The organism is Azospirillum himalayense, assembly GCF_042657465.1.
In the GTDB taxonomy this organism is placed as follows: Bacteria; Pseudomonadota; Alphaproteobacteria; order Azospirillales; family Azospirillaceae; genus Azospirillum; species Azospirillum himalayense.
Window position 1 is genome coordinate 202,103 of sequence record NZ_JBHSLC010000049.1, and the last position, 16,334, is coordinate 218,436.

Sequence of the window (16,334 nt, forward strand, 5' to 3'; positions counted from 1 at the left end):
CCATGGTCCGCGAACTGGTGATGCCCAAGCTGGGGCTGACGATGACCGAGGGGGTGCTCGCCGAATGGCGGGTGTCTCCCGGCCAGCCCTTCCGCAGCGGCGACGTGCTGCTCGTCGTCGAAACCGACAAGATCGCCTCGGAGGTCGAGGCCGACAGCGACGGCGTGCTGATCGAGACGACCATCCCGGCGGGCGAGACGGTGGCCGTCGGCACCCCGATTGCCCGCTGGTCCGCCGATGGCGCGGGGACCGCCCCCGCTCCGGAACCGGCGGAGACGCCCGCTGCGAAGGCCGCCCCGACACCCGTCGCCGCCAACGCCCGCCCCCTGCCCGCCCCGGTCCGCAGCAACGGGGAGCGCATCCTGTCGACGCCGCTCGCACGCCGGCGCGCCGAGGGGCTCGGCGTCGATCTCGCGACGGTGACCGGAAGCGGGCCGCGAGGGCGCATCAAGGTGGCCGACGTTGACGCCGCGGCGCAAACACGGCCCGCGCCTCAACCGGCACTCCAACCCGAGCCCCAGGCGCCGAAGATCGAGACACCCGCCGGGGAGCGGTCGAAGCCCACCACCCTGCAAGCGACCGTCGCCCGCCGCCTGACCTCCGCCAAGCGCGACGTCCCGCACTTCTACCTCGCCGCGGAGGCCGAGGTGACGGAGCTGGCCGCCCTGCGCGACCGGCTGAACGCCGACACCGAATCCGGGCTGCCGCGGATTTCGATGACCCATCTGGTGCTCGCCGCCGTCGGTCGGGCGCTCGCCGCCATGCCGGAGATGGACCGGGTGTGGGACGACGAGCCTCCGGGCGGCGCGATCCTCGCCCTGGGCCGCGGCGACATCGGCATGGCGGTGGACACGCCGCGCGGGCTGGTCGCCCCGGTGCTGCGCGGGGCGGCGACCCTGCCGCTCGACCGGCTGGCGGCGGAGGCCGCGTCGCTGACCCGCCGCGCCCGCGACGGCCGCCTGACGGAGGAGGATTTCCAGGGCGGCGCCGTCACCGTGTCGAACGCCGGCATGCACAACGTCACCTACATGACCTCGATCATCAACCCCGGCCAGTCGAGCATCCTCGGCGTCGGCAGCGTCCACTCCGTCTTCCGTCCCGACGACGCGGGCGCGCCGGTGCTGAAGCGCGAACTCGGCCTCGTCCTGTCGGCGGATCACCGGCTGTTCGACGGCGTGACCGCCCTGGCCTTCCTCAACCGCATCATCGCCGGGCTGGAGCGGCCGTTGCGCCTGCTTCGCGCACCCTGAACCAAAGCCGCCTGACCCAAGGAACGATTCCCCATGGACTTCCAGCTTTCCGAAGAACAGCGCCTGATGATCGAGACGGCGTCGCGCGTCGGCGCCGAGTTCGGTCCCGACTATTGGCGCGAGCAGGACGCGAAGAAGAGCTTCCCGACCGAAGCCTGGGCCGGCATCTGCGAATCCGGCCTCGGCGGCGTTTCCCTGCCGGAGGAGTATGGCGGCTCCGGCCTCGGCATGCTCGACATGGCGCTGGTGGTGGAGGCGCTGTCGGCGGCCGGCGGCGGCTCGACGCTGGCCCAGCTCTTCATGATCAACCCGATCTTCGGCGGCGTGGCGCTGGCGAAGTTCGGCACCAAGGCGCAGAAGGACGCCATGCTGCCCGCCCTGATCCAGGGCAAGCTGAACTTCTGCATGGCGCTGACCGAGCCGAACGCCGGCTCCAACAGCCTGGAGATCCGCACCTTCGCCCACGCCGACGGCCAGGGCTGGCGGCTGAAGGGCCAGAAGATCTGGATCACCGGCGTGCCCGACGCGCAGAAGATGCTGGTGGTCGCCCGCACCACCCGGCTGGAGGAGGCGGGCCGACGCACCGCCGGCATCAGCCTGTTCCTGATCGACGTCGACCGCGAGGGGCTCAGCCACCAGCCGATCGAGAAGGTCGGCACCAACACGCTGGCCTCCAGCACCGTCTATTTCGACGACGTGCGGATCGAGCCGGACGAGCTGATCGGCACGCTCGACGGCGGCTGGCACCAGCTTCTCGACGTGCTGAACACCGAGCGCATCGTCACCACCGCCGGACTGGTCGGCGCCGGCAGCCTCGCCATCCGGCTGGCGGTGGACTACGCCAAGGACCGCAAGGTCTTCGGCGACAAGCCGGTGGCCGCCTACCAGGGCGTCCAGTTCCCGCTCGCCCAGGCCCACGCCGAGCTGCAATGCGCCCGGCTGATGAATTTGAAGGCGGCGTCCCTGTGCGACACCGGCCTGCCCTACGGCAGCGAGGCCAACATCGCCAAGCTGATCGCGGCGCAGGCGGCGTCCCACGCCATCGAGCGGTCGATGCAGGCGATGGGCGGCATGGGCTACGCCAAGGAATACCATGTCGAGCGGCTGTGGCGCGACGCAAGGCTGTTCCGCTTCGCCCCGGTGTCGGAAGAGATGGTGTTGAACTTCATCGCCATGCACGATCTCGGCATGCCGAAATCCTACTGAAGCGGAACCGGCGGGCAACGCCGGACGCACATCCCGAGGGAGGGGACACCCGTGGTCAATCTGAGCGCCTTCATCCGGTTCCACGCGCTGCGCACGCCGGACCGGCTGGCGCTGGTCTACGGCGACCAGCGCATCAGCTACGCCGACTTCCTCGACCGCATCGGGCGCATGGCCGCCTTCCTCCACCGGCGCGGCGTGCGCGAGGGAGACGTGGTGGCGGTGGTGATGAAGAACAGCGCCGCCTTCCTGGAGATCGCCTTCGCCGCAAGCCACCTCGGCGCGGTGTTCCTGCCGATCAACTACCGGCTGGCCGCTCCCGAGGTCGCCTTCATCACCGGCAACGCGGGGGCGGTGCTGGTCTTCGCCGACACCGAGCTGGCCGCGGCGGTGAAGGACGACCCGCGCGCCGTCCTGGTCGACCCGGCGGCGCAGGCGGACGGGCGGGCGCTGGCCGGCACGGAAGGGCCGGTGCCGCCGATGCGGGTGCGCGGGACGCAGGACCTGTTCCGGCTGATGTACACGTCGGGCACCACCGACCACCCCAAGGGGGTCATGCATTCCTACGAGAACTTCTATTGGAAATGCATGGACCATGTGACGGCGCTGGGGCTGACGGCGCAGGATCGGCTGCTGGCGGTCGGGCCGCTGTACCATGTCGGCGCCTTCGACCTGCCGGGCCTCGCGGTGCTGTGGTTGGGCGGAACGATCTGCCTGCTGCGCGACTTCGACCCGGACACCGCGCTGGCCGCCATCGAGCGCGAGCAACTGACCGGCGCCTGGTTCGCCCCGGTGATGGTCGGGCGCATCCTGTCCCATCCGGAGCGCGGGCGCTACGACGTCTCCAGCCTGAAATGGGCGATCGGCGGCGGCGAGCGCACGCCGGAGCAGCGCATCCGCGACTTCACCGGCCTGTTCGCCAACGCCCGCTACATCGACGGCTACGGCCTGACGGAGAGCTGTTCGGGCGACACGCTGATGGAGGCCGGGCGCGAGATCGAGAAGATCGGCTCGACGGGCCGGGCGCTCGCCCATGTGGAGATCGACATCCGCGACGATGCCGGCACCTCCCTGCCCGCCGGGGAGATCGGCGAGATCTGCCTGCGCGGGCCGAAGGTCACCAAGGGTTACTGGAAGGACCCAGAAAAGACGGCGCGCAGCTTCTACGGCGACTGGTTCCGCACCGGCGACGTCGGCTATCTCGACGCCGACGGCTTCCTGTTCCTGACCGACCGCAAGAAGGACATGATCATCAGCGGCGGCGAGAACATCGCCTCCTCGGAGATCGAACGCGTCGTCTTCCTGCTTCCCCAGGTCGTCGAGGTCGCCGTCATCGCCGTCCCCGACGAGCGCTGGGGCGAGGTCCCGGCGGCGGTCGTGGTGCTGAAGGAGGGCGAGAGCCTCGACGCCGAGACGCTGGAGCAGCACTGCCGCCGGCACCTTGCCGGCTTCAAGATCCCCAAGCGCCTGCTGCTGCGCGAGGCGCTGCCGCGCAACCCGTCCGGTAAGGTGCTGAAGCGCGTGCTGCGCGACGAACTGGCCCCCGCCCATTCGGAGGACACCCCTTGACCGCTCCCGACCTGACCGCTCCCGACACCCTGGCGACGGCCATCGCCCGCTTCGTCGCCGGCCTGACCCTGGACAGCCTGCCGCCCGACGTGGTGGAAAAGGCGCGGGTCTGCCTGCTGAACGGTTACGGAATCGCACTCGGCGGCCATGACACCCCCTACGCCCCGGTGGCGCGGGCGGCGGCGCTGGCCCTGCACGGCGAACGATCCGACGGCGCCACCATGCTGGGCGACAACACATCTGGTAGGAGCCGGCGGACCAGCGTCCCCGGCGCCGCGCTCGCCGGCTCCGCCCTGTTCCACGGCCGGGCGCAGGAGGACACCTGCGGCGCCGCCCACATCGGCGCGGTGCTGATCCCGCTGCTGACCGCGCTGGTCGAGGCCGGGCATGGCCCGGTGGAACGGCTGCTGCCGGCCCTGGTCGCCGGCTACGAGGCGGGCGGGCTGCTGGAGAACGCCTTCTCGCCGCTGACCACGCCCGCCGGCCTGCGCGCCTCGCCGCTCTACGGCACAGTGGCCGCCGCCGCCGGCACGGCGTGCCTGCTCGGCCTGCCGGAGGAGCGCATCGCGGCGGCCCTCGCCAACGCCGCCTCCTTCACCGGCGGCATCCTGCAATCCTTCGACGACGGCACCGACGAGTGGCGCTATCAGGTCGGCGTCGCCGCGGTGAACGGGTTGACGGCGGCGCGGCTCGCGGCGGCGGGCTCGGTCTCCGCCCCCCGCGCCTTCGAGGGACGGACCGGCTTCGTCCGCGCCTTCGCCCGCACCGGCTGCGATCCCGTGGAGTTGGCGGCGCGGCTGGGGCGCGACTGGTCGATCCACCGCGTCACCTTCAAGCCCTACCCGGTCTGCGCCTTCAACCAGAGCCCGGTCACCGCGGCGCTCGCCCTGCGCGAGGAGGTGGCGGGGCGGGCCATCCGGTCGGTGACGGTGCGCATGAACCCGTTCGAGACCGGCTATGCCGGCATGGATTCGAAGGGCCCCTTCGCCAGCATCTCCGGCACGCTGATGAGCATCCCCTTCTGCATCGCGCTGACCCTGCTGCGCGGCGTGCCGACCATGGAGACGATGACCCGCTACGACGACGGCGCGGTCAACGCCCTGGTCGAACGGGTCGCCCTCGTCCCCGACGAGGGCGTGCGGCGGCTGTGCTGCGCCATCGAGGTGATGCTGGAGGACGGCACGGCGCTGACGCGCCGCCAGGACATGACGACCGACGACTTCTCCCTGCCCTGGGAGGCGGTGAGCGCGCTGGTCCGCCGCATCGGGGACGAAACCGGGGTGCCCGCCGACGCCTACGACCGGATCGAGCGTTTCGCCCGCGCCCTGCCCGGCGCGGCGATGGACGACGTGCTGGAGGCGTTCGGGCGGTTGCCCGATCACCCGCATCAGGCGTCGGTTTCTCTCGTCAAAGGCGTGGGGAACGGCTAAATCCGGGACGGAGAGGGAGATTGCAGGCGATGGTGGCGATGGGGCGGACGGCGGGAAAGAAGACGCGGGTGCAGCGGTCGGAAGAGGTCCGCGACGCCCTGTTCCAGGCCGCCGCCGAGGTGGTGGGGGAATACGGCTACATCGATGCCTCGATCACCCGCATCACCCAGCGGGCGAACCTGGCGCAGGGCACCTTTTACAACTACTTCGCCTCGCGGCAGGAAATCTTCGACGAGCTGCTTCCGGTGCTGGGCGCCAAGATGCTGGCCCACATCCGCCAGCAGGCCAGCGGCGCCAGGACCTTTCTGGAGAAGGAGGAGCTGTCCTTCCGCGCCTTCTTCTCCTTCCTCAAGCGCATGCCCTATTTCCTGCGCATCCTGAACGAGGCGGAGATCTTCGCGCCGAAGGCCCACCGCCAGCATTTCCACAACATCACCGGCGGCTACATGCGCTTCTTGCGCAACGCGCGCAAGAACGGGGAGATCGCCGACCTCAGCGACGAGGCGCTGGAGCCGCTGGTCTACATGCTGATTGCAACCCGGGGCTATCTCGCCTTGCGCTACACCGACGAGAACGGCGTCGTCAATTTGCCGGAGGAGGCGGTTACGGTCTATCTTCAGCTTTTGACCAACGGGCTGTCAGGGAGAATGACGTCCGGAAACCGTTGAGCGTTCTCCGAACGAGCGGCCCGGAGGCCGCCCCGTCATCGTCAGTGACCTTGTATCTTGCCAAGACGCCTGAATGTGCTGCGATCAGGCGCACCGGCCGCCCTCATGAGGGCAGCCGGTGCGGGCGGGATCCCGTTTGACCTTTGGTGCAGGAGACCGTGGGCCAGCCCGGATACCCGCCCGCTTTGCGCCTCGAACCCGAACCGTCGCCTCCGACCGCGGGAGCGATCGAAGCGGGCACCGCGATGCCGTTGTTCATCGCCCAAATGGCGGCCTGGGTGCGGTTGCCGATCAGAACCATGTTGACCGACGCGATGTGGCGTGGGCTGTTGCCCTTGCAGCCGCCCCAAAAGCCCAAGACCGGGCGCCCCGGCGCGACCTGCCGGAGGATCTGATGAACTGGCGCACCGCCTGGCGCGGTCTGCAACGTTGGACGGCTGCCGCGCTCGGGGGCAGAACTCCGGACGAGACCTGACACAGCAGCCCGGATTCAAGGCGCATCGTGCACGCAACATATTGCGAATGATTCGCATTGGCGCTAATCAGAGAGCGCCAGGTGTCGACCCTCTTTTTGAAACAGGTGTTCCCATGCCGCACGCAAGCGGGCTGTGGGCGCACCGGGTCCACGCCCGGCGCCGCTTCACGACGATTCGTCACTGGCCGAAAGCCATCGCTCCCACGGCCTTCAGCCTTTTCATCGGCATTGTTCCCGTTCAGGCCCAGGAATCCCCCACCCGTCTGCCCTCGATCACCGTCACCGGTTCCGCAATGACCGGCGAGGCCATCCGCCTGGAATCGGTGGCGCCCAGCGTGACCGTGACGCGGGAGGAGTTCGACACGCTGCCCAACGACCGCGTCAGCGACATCGTCGGACGCATGCCGGGCGTCGTGGTGTCCGGACCGCCGGGCGAAAAGAAGAGCTTCTCCCTGCGCGGCTTGCCGACCGACTACACGCGCGTCAGCGTCGATGGCATCCAGATGCCGGCGCCCAGCCGCAGTTTCGAGCTGATGAACATGTCGTCCTTCCTGGCCGGGGAGGTCACGCTGCTGCGCAACCCGTCGGCCGAGCACGATGCCGAGGGCATCGCCGGGCGGATCGCCGTCACCACGCGCGCCATTCCCGACGAACCCACCGGTGAACTGCGCGTCGGTTACGGCGGGCTGGGCGGGTTGAATGGAACCGCGAAGGCGGGGGGTGGCGCCTATGGGCGGCGGATCGACCGCTTCGGCCTGTTCGGGTCCGTTTCCTACGAGGAACGCCGGCTCACCAAGACCAAGAACAACAGCGAGTTCACCTATTCCGGCGGCCCCGGCGGTCAGGGGTTCCGCCGCAACGAGGAGGAACCCAAGGACGTCGCCAACCTTGATGCCGCGCTCGACCTTGCCGGTTTCTACGAGGGGGGCGAAATCCACTTCAAGCCGATCCTGCTGCGCGAAACCTCCGACATCGATAAATGGCGCGATCAGTACCGCCGCGTCACCGGCCAGTTCCAGGACCGCGTTCTGACCACCGGGCGCGAGGAGGCGACCAACGTCGGCGCCACGCTTGACCATACCCACCGCTTCGCCGGCGGGGTGTCGTTGCGGAACTTCGTCAACCTGTCCACGGCCGCTTACGACACCCGCAACCGCGAGGTGACGCTGACCCCGGTGCTCGCCTTCGGCTCGGCCACCGAAAGTGAGTCCGATTATGACGAACGGACCGTCCAGGGCGGCAGCACGCTGACGGTGCCGCTGAGCCTGGGAGTACCGCAGGTGCTCAAGGCCGGCCTCGTGGTCCGCGCGGCCAAGCGCACCAGCGACGGCGAGAGCTACACGCTGAACGCCGCGGGGATGCGTTCGCAGACCGCGGCCAACCGTCTGACCTCGCGGCAGTCCGACTATGAGATCGAGGAGCGTTACTACGCCGCCTTCGTCCAGGACGAGGTGACGCTGGGCGCCCTGACCCTCACGCCCGGCCTGCGGGTGGAGCGGGTGACCGACCGGCTGACCGGTTACAACGGCCGCTCCGACACCGACGCCACCGACCTGTTCCCGTCGCTGCCCATCCGCTACCGGCTGAACGACGCGATCGTGCTGCGGGGGGCGTTGTCGCGGCAGATCAACCGGCCGAAATTCGAGGACATGGCGCCGGGCATCACCGTACGCGGGCCGCGCACCATCTACGGCAACCCCGACGTCGCACCGACCCGGTCCTGGAGCGTCGATGCCGGGGCCGAATACCACGGCAACGGCTTCTTCCTGGCGGCCAACCTGTTCCATCGCCGGGTGCAGGACGTCATCGAGCCCGACGAAGTGAACAGCACCACGCTGGTGATCCGCAACGTCGGCGACGGCTACGCCCGCGGGCTGGAGCTGGAGCAGCGCTTCAATTTGGCCATGCTCGGCATCGAGGCGCTGCGGCCGCTGACCTTCTTCGCCAACCAGACCTTCCTGAAAACCGAGGTGAACGACCCCAACACCGGCAAGCGGCCCTTCGCCGAAACACCGGACATCACCGCGAACATCGGCCTGACCTGGAACGATCCCGACACCGGCACCATCCTGTCGGCAACCGTCAACGCCAGTTCCGAACGGCTGGTCATCAGCAACGAAGGGGCAGGACAGATCCGCCGCAAGACCCGCCGGCCTGAGGCCTTTGTCGATCTCTACGCCGAACAGCGGATCGCCGGGGGGTTCAGCCTGTTCGCCAGTGCTGAGAATCTGACCGACAAGGCGCGCGACGAGTATGAGATGGTCAACGGCGTGCTGTCGCGCGACGCGGTCATCAGCAGTGGCCGCACGCTGCTTGTCGGCGGTCGCATGCGCTTCTGAGCGGCCCGGCGGAATTCGCATGCCAAAGCATGAATTGCGATTGACAGTCAGTCGCAATTCATGCTTTTTTCATGGTGGGGACGTGATCTGACGACCCTGGGCAAGATGATGAGGATGGACCGGCGCGCACCGCGGCCGTGACCGTTGGAGACACCTGGCAATCCGTCACTCGGATGCCGCGGTGCCAGCCCGTCTTTGCACAATCAATGACATCACTGGATATGTTTGCACGGGTGGAAGTCAAATCCACCCTGGAGCTGGGCGGCTGGCTGTGGATCGGCACCGCCGCCGGACTCCTGCGCTGGAACCCGGAATCCGGCACTGCCGCCACCGCCGAGCCGATCCCCGGCTGGCAGGGCATCGAGGTGCAGGCACTGGCGGCTAACGGCGACCGGCTGGTCGCCGCGACCTATGGGCCGGACGGCGCCGCCATCACCCGCTGCGACGCCGACGGCGTTCCGGGCGAGCGGATCGCCCCGCCACCGGGCGAGAAGGTCAAGACGCTGGCGGCCTGCGGCGGCACGCTGTGGATCGGCACCAAGCGCGGCGTCTTCCGCCACGATGGGCAGGGTTGGAACCATGTCTTTGGCGCCGAGGGCAAGGCCGAGCTTCTGCGGCTGTGGCACCGGGGCGACCGGACCCTGGTCGGTTCGGTCAAGAAGCTGGCTCCCGACGACCGTCCCACCCTGATCGAAAGCGCGGACGACGGCGACAGCTGGACGGTGCTGCCACAGCCCGACTATCAGGATCTCGTGCTCGCCGCGGCCGGCGGGTCGATCATCACCCGCTGGCGCGGGGCGCGGCCGATCGGCAAGCGCGCCGGCTACAAGAAGCACCCGATCACCGCCGGGCTGATCGCGGCAGACGGCACCACCGCCGTGGTCGATGGCGACAAGCTGGAGATCGCGCGGCCCGGCGCCGCCAAGCTCGCCGCCTATCACCCGGCCATCGCCGAGGCGGAGCATCTCCATCTCGTGCCCGGCGGCGCGGTGGTCGCCGGCGCCCAGGGGGCCTGGCGGTTCGAGCCGGCCAGCGGCACCCTGACCGACCTGCTGCCCGCCCACGGCCTCGACCGCCGGCCCGGCAAGCTGAAGCGCCTGTTCCTGCTGGACGGCGCGCTGCTGGGGACGACCACCTTCGGGACCTTCCGGTCCTTCGACGACGGCGTGTCGTGGGAGCGCGCCGATTCCGAATGGTGGGTGCTCGACGCCGAGCACGCCGCGCGCGGCGCCGCCGGACGCTGGTGGATCGCCTGCCAGCGGGGGCTGTTCCGCACCGACGACCGGGGCGCCCGCATCGACTACCACAAGATCAAGGTGGACGGTCCGCATTACGCGGAGCTGCGCGCCCTGGCGGTGGCCGGCGACCGGGTGGCGATCGGCACCAAGCAGGGGCTGTTCGTCAACCGCCCGTCCGAGGATCCCGAACGCTTCGTCCGCGTCGAGGCCTTCGGAACCGGGGCGGTCGAGGCGCTGGCCTGCGATCGCTCCGACGGCACGCTGGTCGTCGGCACGGCGGCCGGGACGCTGTGGCGCTGGGATTGGGCGACGGCTCCCCAGTCCCTGGCCGAGATGCCCATCGGCGAATCGGCGATGCTGGCCGGGAACGGGGTCGCGTGGCTCGCCTGCGGCGACCGTCTGACCGAACTCCGTGGCCGCGCCCTGACCGACGCGACCCCGCCGGACGCCAAGGGTGAAATTCATCTGACCGAGGCCGGCGACCGGCTGTTCGTCTGGGATGGGCAAGGGGCGTGGATGCGCCACCGGGAGGGACGGGACTGGACCGCCGTGGCCGGTTGGCCGGCCGGCGTCCGCCATGTCGCCATCGACAGCGCGCGCGGCGTCGCCCTGGCGACCGACCGTGCCCGCCTTTTCCGCATCGCGCTGTGAGCCTCAAGGAATCCCCTGTGATGGACGATTTCACTCCCTACCGGCGCCCCGAGGTCAAGGGCGCCATCCTCCACCGCGACGCGCTGTGGCTGGCGACACTGGGCGGCCTGTTCCGCTGGCGCGACGACCGGCTGGAGCCGGTTCCCGGTTTCGCCGGACGGCCGGTGCGGGCGCTGGCCGCCGCCCCGGACGGCGTGCTGCTGGCGACCGGTGAACGCGGCGCCCCGCTGCTGGTCTGCGACGAGACCGGCACCATCCTGCGCCGGCTCCCCGATCTGCCGGCGCCCGAAGCCAAATCGCTGCTGGTCCAGGACGGGGTCGTCTTCGCCGGAGGCAAGACCGGCATCTGGCGGCTGGACGGCGATGATTGGACGGGCGTGCGCTCCGGTCGCCCCTATGAGGTGATCGGTCTCGCCGGCGAACCGGGCCGCATCCTGGCCTTCGTCAAGAAGCAGGGACCGGGCCGCGAACCGGCGCTGGCCGTGTCGGTGGACGGCGGAGACCGCTGGCGCCACGTCTACGAAGGCTCCTACGCCGACCTCGCCCGCGCCGTGGCCGGCGACCTGATCGTCACCCAATGGGGCGGTCCGCATCGGCTGGGCGAGGCGGTCGTCCCGCGCAAGGAACCCGTGACCGCCGCCGCCGTCGGCGCGGGCACGGTCGCCCTGATCGGCGGCAGCAAGCTGGAACTGCTGCATGGCGGCCGTTGCCGCATGGAGATGAAGCATCCCGCCTTCGCCGAGGCGGAGATTCTGCTGCTGCTGGGTGACCGCGCCCTGGTGGCGGGGTGCCAAGGCGCGCTTCTGGTCGACCTGTCCACCGGCCTCTCCCGTGACCTGTTCGACGGAGCGGCGGCGGACGCGTCCGCCGCGAAGGTCAAGAAGCTGTTCGCGCTCGACGGTGGCCGGCTGCTGGCGACCGCCAGCTTTGGAACTTTCCTGTCGGACGAGACCGGCTCGGGTGTCTGGCGGCCGGTTCATGCCGACTGGAGCGTCCTCGACGCGGTGGGGACCGCCCGTGCGCCGGACGGGGTGTGGTGGCTGGCTGCGCAGCGCGGCCTGTTCCAAAGCCCCGACAACGGCGCGAGCTGGAAGCATGTCAAGGTGACGGGTCGTCCGCACGGCTTCGCCGAGTTGACCGGCATCGCCTTCGCGGGCGGGCGGCTGGCGCTCGCCACCAAGGCGGGGCTGTTCCTGTCCGGTTCCGGCGGGCCGAAGGATCTGCGGGCGGTGCCCGCCCTTGGGCGGCAACTGATCGACGGTCTGGCGGTCGATGGGGAGGCTCGGCTGATCGTTGCCAGCGACCGGACGCTGCACCGCGTCGATCCGCTCGACGGCACGGTCGAGCGGCTGGCCGATCTGCCGCCCGGCACCGAGCCGATGGCGACGGCGGACGGGCGGATCTGGCTGGCCGGCAAGGCTGGTCTGTTCCGCCTCGACGGCGGCACACCGGCCCTGGTCGAGGCGGTGGCCGGGCCGGGCGAACTGCACGCCTCGGCTGGCGAGGGCGGGCTTCTGGCTTGGCGCGGCGACCGCGCGTGGCTCGCCGCGCCAGGTGCGGAGGGCTGGCGCGACGTGCCGGACTGGCCGTTCGGCGTGAAGAGCGCCGTTCCGGCCGCCGGATGGGTGATCGCCACCGACCGTCAGGCCATCCACCGGCGCTCGGCCGCCTGACCGCAAGGACTCCGCCGGCCCGTCCGGCGGAGTCGCTTCCAGCCCATCGGGTTCCCATGCCCCCTTCCGCCTGTTCCGACGCGGGCGCGCCGCCACCCGTCACCCCTCTCTCCCAGCCTCCCGACCAGCCCCCTTCCAGGGACTCCTCGTCCGCCATGCCCCGTCTGTTGACCGAGATGCTCGGCACCCTGCTCGGCATCCGCGGGCTGATCGGCGCTCTGCTGCTGGCTCTGACCTTCAAGGCGGCGGTTGCCCCCAGCTTCTCCTGGATCGCCAAGGAGGGCATCGGCGCCGTGCAGATGGCCGGGGCGACCGTCGTCACGGTGATCGCCGCCGTCGGTGTGCCGTTCCTGCTGGTCGCGCTGGCCGGGGGGATTGCCGAATTCACCGAGCGGATCGCCTCCAAGGCGGTAGAGCAACGGCTGATCATCGTGCTTCAGCGCACCTACCTCGACCGCCGCCGGGGCGAGAGCCAGGCCCGCGACGTCACCCAGATTCTATACGGCAGCGAGTTGGCGAAGAAGGGCTTCGAGGTCATCTACAAGGACGCCTGGCGGCTGACCGCCGAAGTCGGCGCGATCATCCTCTGGCAATTGTCCATCGGCCCGGAATGGCTGCCGGCACTGCTGCTGTCCATCCTGCCGGCGTTGCTGATCGTCTGGCTGGTCGGCCCGGCCATCCAGCGCCTGAGCCGCTTGGTCCTGACCACCCACCGCGTGCTCGCCGCCCGCACCAAGCGTCTGCACAAGGAGCGGTTCGAGCGGTCGCAGGAACGGCTTTTCCGCTCGGTCATGCATCTGGAGGTGCTGCGTTGGCTGGCCGACCGGGGCATGGGGGCGGTGCTGTGGGTCAGCTTCGGGCTGTTCGTCGGCGTCTCGCTGGCTTTCGACCTCGGCTTGATTCCCAGCAGCGGCGACGTCGCCACCGCGTCGAGCTTCGCCGTCAACCTCGCCCTGCTCGCCAAGCCGCTGGGCGACATCGGCAAGGTCTACACCAAATGGCGCGAGGCGATGCCCGCCGTGATCCCGGTCTACGGCCGCGCCTGATCCACCCTGTCCGCTTTCCCGGAAATCGCGATGACGACCATTCTGCTGCTGTGCTGTTCCAACCTGTTCATGACCGCCGCGTGGTACGGGCATCTCAAGCATCCCGGCGCGCCGCTGTGGAAGGTGGTCCTCATCAGTTGGGCCATCGCCTTCGTCGAATATTGCTTCGCCGTGCCGGCCAACCGGATCGGCTACGTCTCGGGCTTCAGCGCCGGACAGTTGAAGGTAATCCAGGAGGTGGTGACGCTGGTGACCTTCGCCGGCTTCGCCGCCCTCTATCTGGGAGAGGCGCTGAAATGGAACCACCTCGCCGCCTTCGTCTGCCTGATCGCCGCCGTCGGATTCATGTTCTCCGACCGCTTTTGACAAGGCCGTTGGCCAGGGGGTCGAGTTGCAGGGGAACAGAAAGTCTCGGTAAGAATCGAACCCCAGCACTCCCGTTGTCTTCGCGCACGGTTTCGGTGGAGCATACCCTATGGTATTCCAGCACGCTGGGGTTGCAGGTTGTTTCCGATCTTCCCCCCCAACCACGGCGGCTTCATTCAATGCGCCCTCTCGAAGAGATTGCTGCTGCTCTGGACCTTCGCATTGCCCAAGGGGCCTATGTCGGGGTGATTGCCGGCGTATACAGCGAAGGCCGGTGACATCCTCGGTCGTGGGGTGGCTGACCATCAACCGTGGGTACCATCGGCAGGTTGCCGGCGCGTCGGGCGCCGACGTGCGTGACCGCCTGAACGGATTGCTGCTTCTGCCGCCCGGCCAGACGCGCACCGCCTGGGACGGCATGACGACCGAACCGAAGCGGCCGACCCCGCGCCACCTGCCCGCGCCACCTGCAGGATTTCCTGCGCCATCTCGATTGGCTGCGCGAACAGGGCGCCGGCACCGCGGTGTTCGCCGAGGTCCCGGACGCCAACTCTTCGATGACCACCGGCCTCCGCCCGCCCCGGCGGCCACGAGCCACAGCGGCGTCAAGGCCGGCGCGGGTCCGTTCGCGGATGAGGGCGCGCTCGAATTGCCTAAGGGCGCCGAAGATGTGGAAGATGAGCCGGCCACCAAGCGTGCTCGTGTCGACCGCCTCCGTCAGGGAGCGGAAGCCGACGCCACGGGCCTCCAGGGCGTTTACCGCCTCGATCAGGTGTGGCAGCGAGCGGCCGAGACGATCCAGCTTCCACACCACCACGATGTCACCCTCGTGCGCAAAAGCCAAGGCCGCTACCATCCGCCGTGCCTTCGCTCTGCCCGGTCGTCGACAAGTTGACGGTGCCGGCGCCGGCGTCACGCCACCCGGCCGGCGTTCTGGCAGATGTGCTTGAGTTCGGTGAAGTCGGCGAAGGCATCATAGCCATGCAGCCGGCCCAGGCCGCTCTGGCGGTAGCCGCCGGTCTCGGCCTCGGCGAAGAGACGGTTGTGGTCGTTGATCCAGACGGTGCCGTTGCGCAGAGCGCGTGCGATGCGCAGGGCGCGCGCGCCGTCCGTCGTCCAGACGCTGGCCGACAGCCCGAACACCGTGTGGTTCGCCTTCGCCACCGCTTCGGCCTCATCCTCGAAACGCTCCAGCACCAGGAAGGGGCCGAAAATCTCCTCCTGGCAGAAGAAGGCGGCGGTGTCGCCATGCGCGACCAGCGACGGGGTGAGGAAGGCGCCGGCCGCCGGCAGGCTGTCCGGCACGCCGCCGCGCAGGACCACCTCGTCGCACAGGTCAAAGGCGCGCTCCACCTGACCCTGGACCTGGGCGCGCGCCGCCGTGTCGATCAGCGGCCCCATGCCCATGGCCGGATTCATGCCGTCGCCGACGGCGATGGCAGCCAGCGCCGCGCGAAGCTGCTCCTTCATCGCGTCGTAGACGGAGCCGTGGACCAGCACCCGGCGGGCGGCGGTGCATTGCTGACCGGAGATGATGGTGGCGGCGGCGGCGATGCGCGACGCGGTGGCTGCGATGTCGGCGTCGGGGAAGACCACGCAGCAGCTCTTGCCGCCCAGCTCCAGCGACAGCTTCTTCATGGTCTCGGCGGCAGTGGCCATGATCCGCTTGCCGGTCGCGGTCGATCCGGTGAAGCTCAGCACGTCCACCAGGGGGGACTCGACCAGCCGGGCGGACGCGGCGTGCCCGGTTTCACTGACCATGTTGCACACCCCGGGCGGCAGCCCCGGCACCTCGGACAGGGCGCGCAGGAAGGCGGTGGTCAGCAGCGTGGTCTGCGCCGCCGGCTTGACCACGGCGGTGCAGCCGCAGGCGAGCGCCGGCCCGATGGCGCGGGCGAGCAGGACGGCGGGCGCGTTCCAGGGAATGATCAGCGCGGCCACGCCCGCGGGCTCGCGCAGCATGGTGGAGAACACCCCGGGCTCGACCTCCAGCACATGGCCGGGGATGTGCCGGGCGAGGCCGCCGTAGTAGCGGATCTCCGAAATGGCGCCGGCGATCTCGCCGCGCGACTGGACCAGGACCTTGCCGTTCTCCAAGGTCAGCAGGCGGGCGAGATCCTCGGCCTGCGCCTCCAGTTTGCGCGCCCAGTCCAGCAGGACGGTCTGGCGCAGGCGCGGACTCTGCGCCCACTCCGTCCGCTCGAAGGCAGTGCTGGCCGCGGCGATGGCGGCGTCCGCCTCGTCCCGTCCGCCGTCGGCAAAGGTTCCGATGGCGCTGCCGTCCATGGGGTTGAGGCTGGCCGCCTGCCGCTGGCCGGGAATCCACGCGCCGCCGATCCATTGGCCGGTCGATCGATGGCTGTCGGGAAAGGTCATGTCTGTTTCCTCCATTGTCGTTGGACGGCCGTCGCGCGGCGCAGTGGATG

The 16,334-nt window shown here is 69.8% G+C and carries 12 protein-coding genes; 10 read left to right on the forward strand and 2 right to left on the reverse strand.

Annotated features, from left to right (window positions below):
* Positions 1 to 2 precede the first annotated feature (2 nt).
* From ACFPMG_RS22425 to ACFPMG_RS22470, 10 genes are all read left to right on the forward strand, one after another.
* On the forward strand, positions 3 to 1,250 hold the full coding sequence (locus tag ACFPMG_RS22425; protein WP_376997416.1) for a dihydrolipoamide acetyltransferase family protein: 1,248 nt from the start codon (positions 3 to 5) through the stop codon (positions 1,248 to 1,250).
* Positions 1,251 to 1,283: 33 nt separating this feature from the next.
* Positions 1,284 to 2,456: an acyl-CoA dehydrogenase family protein gene (locus tag ACFPMG_RS22430; protein WP_237906608.1), complete on the forward strand. Its 1,173-nt coding sequence runs from the start codon at positions 1,284 to 1,286 to the stop codon at positions 2,454 to 2,456.
* A gap of 51 nt (positions 2,457 to 2,507) precedes the next feature.
* A complete protein-coding gene (locus ACFPMG_RS22435) occupies positions 2,508 to 4,022 on the forward strand; it encodes an AMP-binding protein (protein ID WP_376997417.1) in 1,515 nt (504 codons plus the stop codon).
* On the forward strand, positions 4,019 to 5,452 hold the full coding sequence (locus ACFPMG_RS22440) for an MmgE/PrpD family protein (protein ID WP_376997418.1): 1,434 nt from the start codon (positions 4,019 to 4,021) through the stop codon (positions 5,450 to 5,452). Before ACFPMG_RS22435 ends, ACFPMG_RS22440 begins: the two co-directional genes overlap by 4 nt.
* Before the next feature lie 29 nt (positions 5,453 to 5,481).
* The gene (locus ACFPMG_RS22445) at positions 5,482 to 6,120 is read left to right on the forward strand and encodes a TetR/AcrR family transcriptional regulator (RefSeq protein ID WP_376997483.1); all 639 of its coding nucleotides are present in this window, start codon (positions 5,482 to 5,484) and stop codon (positions 6,118 to 6,120) included.
* Between the two features lie 588 nt (positions 6,121 to 6,708).
* Complete coding sequence (locus tag ACFPMG_RS22450; RefSeq protein WP_376997419.1) at positions 6,709 to 8,934, forward strand: TonB-dependent receptor plug domain-containing protein; 2,226 nt, start codon at positions 6,709 to 6,711, stop codon at positions 8,932 to 8,934.
* Positions 8,935 to 9,167: 233 nt separating this feature from the next.
* On the forward strand, positions 9,168 to 10,823 hold the full coding sequence (locus tag ACFPMG_RS22455) for a hypothetical protein (protein WP_376997420.1): 1,656 nt from the start codon (positions 9,168 to 9,170) through the stop codon (positions 10,821 to 10,823).
* A gap of 20 nt (positions 10,824 to 10,843) precedes the next feature.
* Positions 10,844 to 12,496 (forward strand): hypothetical protein, encoded by a 1,653-nt coding sequence (locus ACFPMG_RS22460; RefSeq protein WP_376997421.1) that lies wholly within the window; start codon positions 10,844 to 10,846, stop codon positions 12,494 to 12,496.
* A 155-nt stretch (positions 12,497 to 12,651) separates the two neighbouring features.
* On the forward strand, positions 12,652 to 13,542 hold the full coding sequence (locus tag ACFPMG_RS22465; protein ID WP_376997423.1) for a hypothetical protein: 891 nt from the start codon (positions 12,652 to 12,654) through the stop codon (positions 13,540 to 13,542).
* Between the two features lie 30 nt (positions 13,543 to 13,572).
* The gene (locus ACFPMG_RS22470) at positions 13,573 to 13,908 is read left to right on the forward strand and encodes a DMT family protein (RefSeq protein WP_376997424.1); all 336 of its coding nucleotides are present in this window, start codon (positions 13,573 to 13,575) and stop codon (positions 13,906 to 13,908) included.
* Between the two features lie 235 nt (positions 13,909 to 14,143).
* Here the strand turns inward: ACFPMG_RS22470 and ACFPMG_RS35440 are convergent, their stop codons facing one another.
* On the reverse strand, positions 14,144 to 14,824 hold the full coding sequence (locus tag ACFPMG_RS35440) for a recombinase family protein (RefSeq protein WP_465252033.1): 681 nt from the start codon (positions 14,822 to 14,824) through the stop codon (positions 14,144 to 14,146).
* Positions 14,821 to 16,284, reverse strand: coding sequence for an aldehyde dehydrogenase family protein (locus tag ACFPMG_RS22480; protein ID WP_376997425.1), 1,464 nt, complete (start codon positions 16,282 to 16,284; stop codon positions 14,821 to 14,823). The genes ACFPMG_RS35440 and ACFPMG_RS22480 overlap by 4 nt, the downstream gene beginning before the upstream one ends.
* Positions 16,285 to 16,334: the final 50 nt, after the last annotated feature.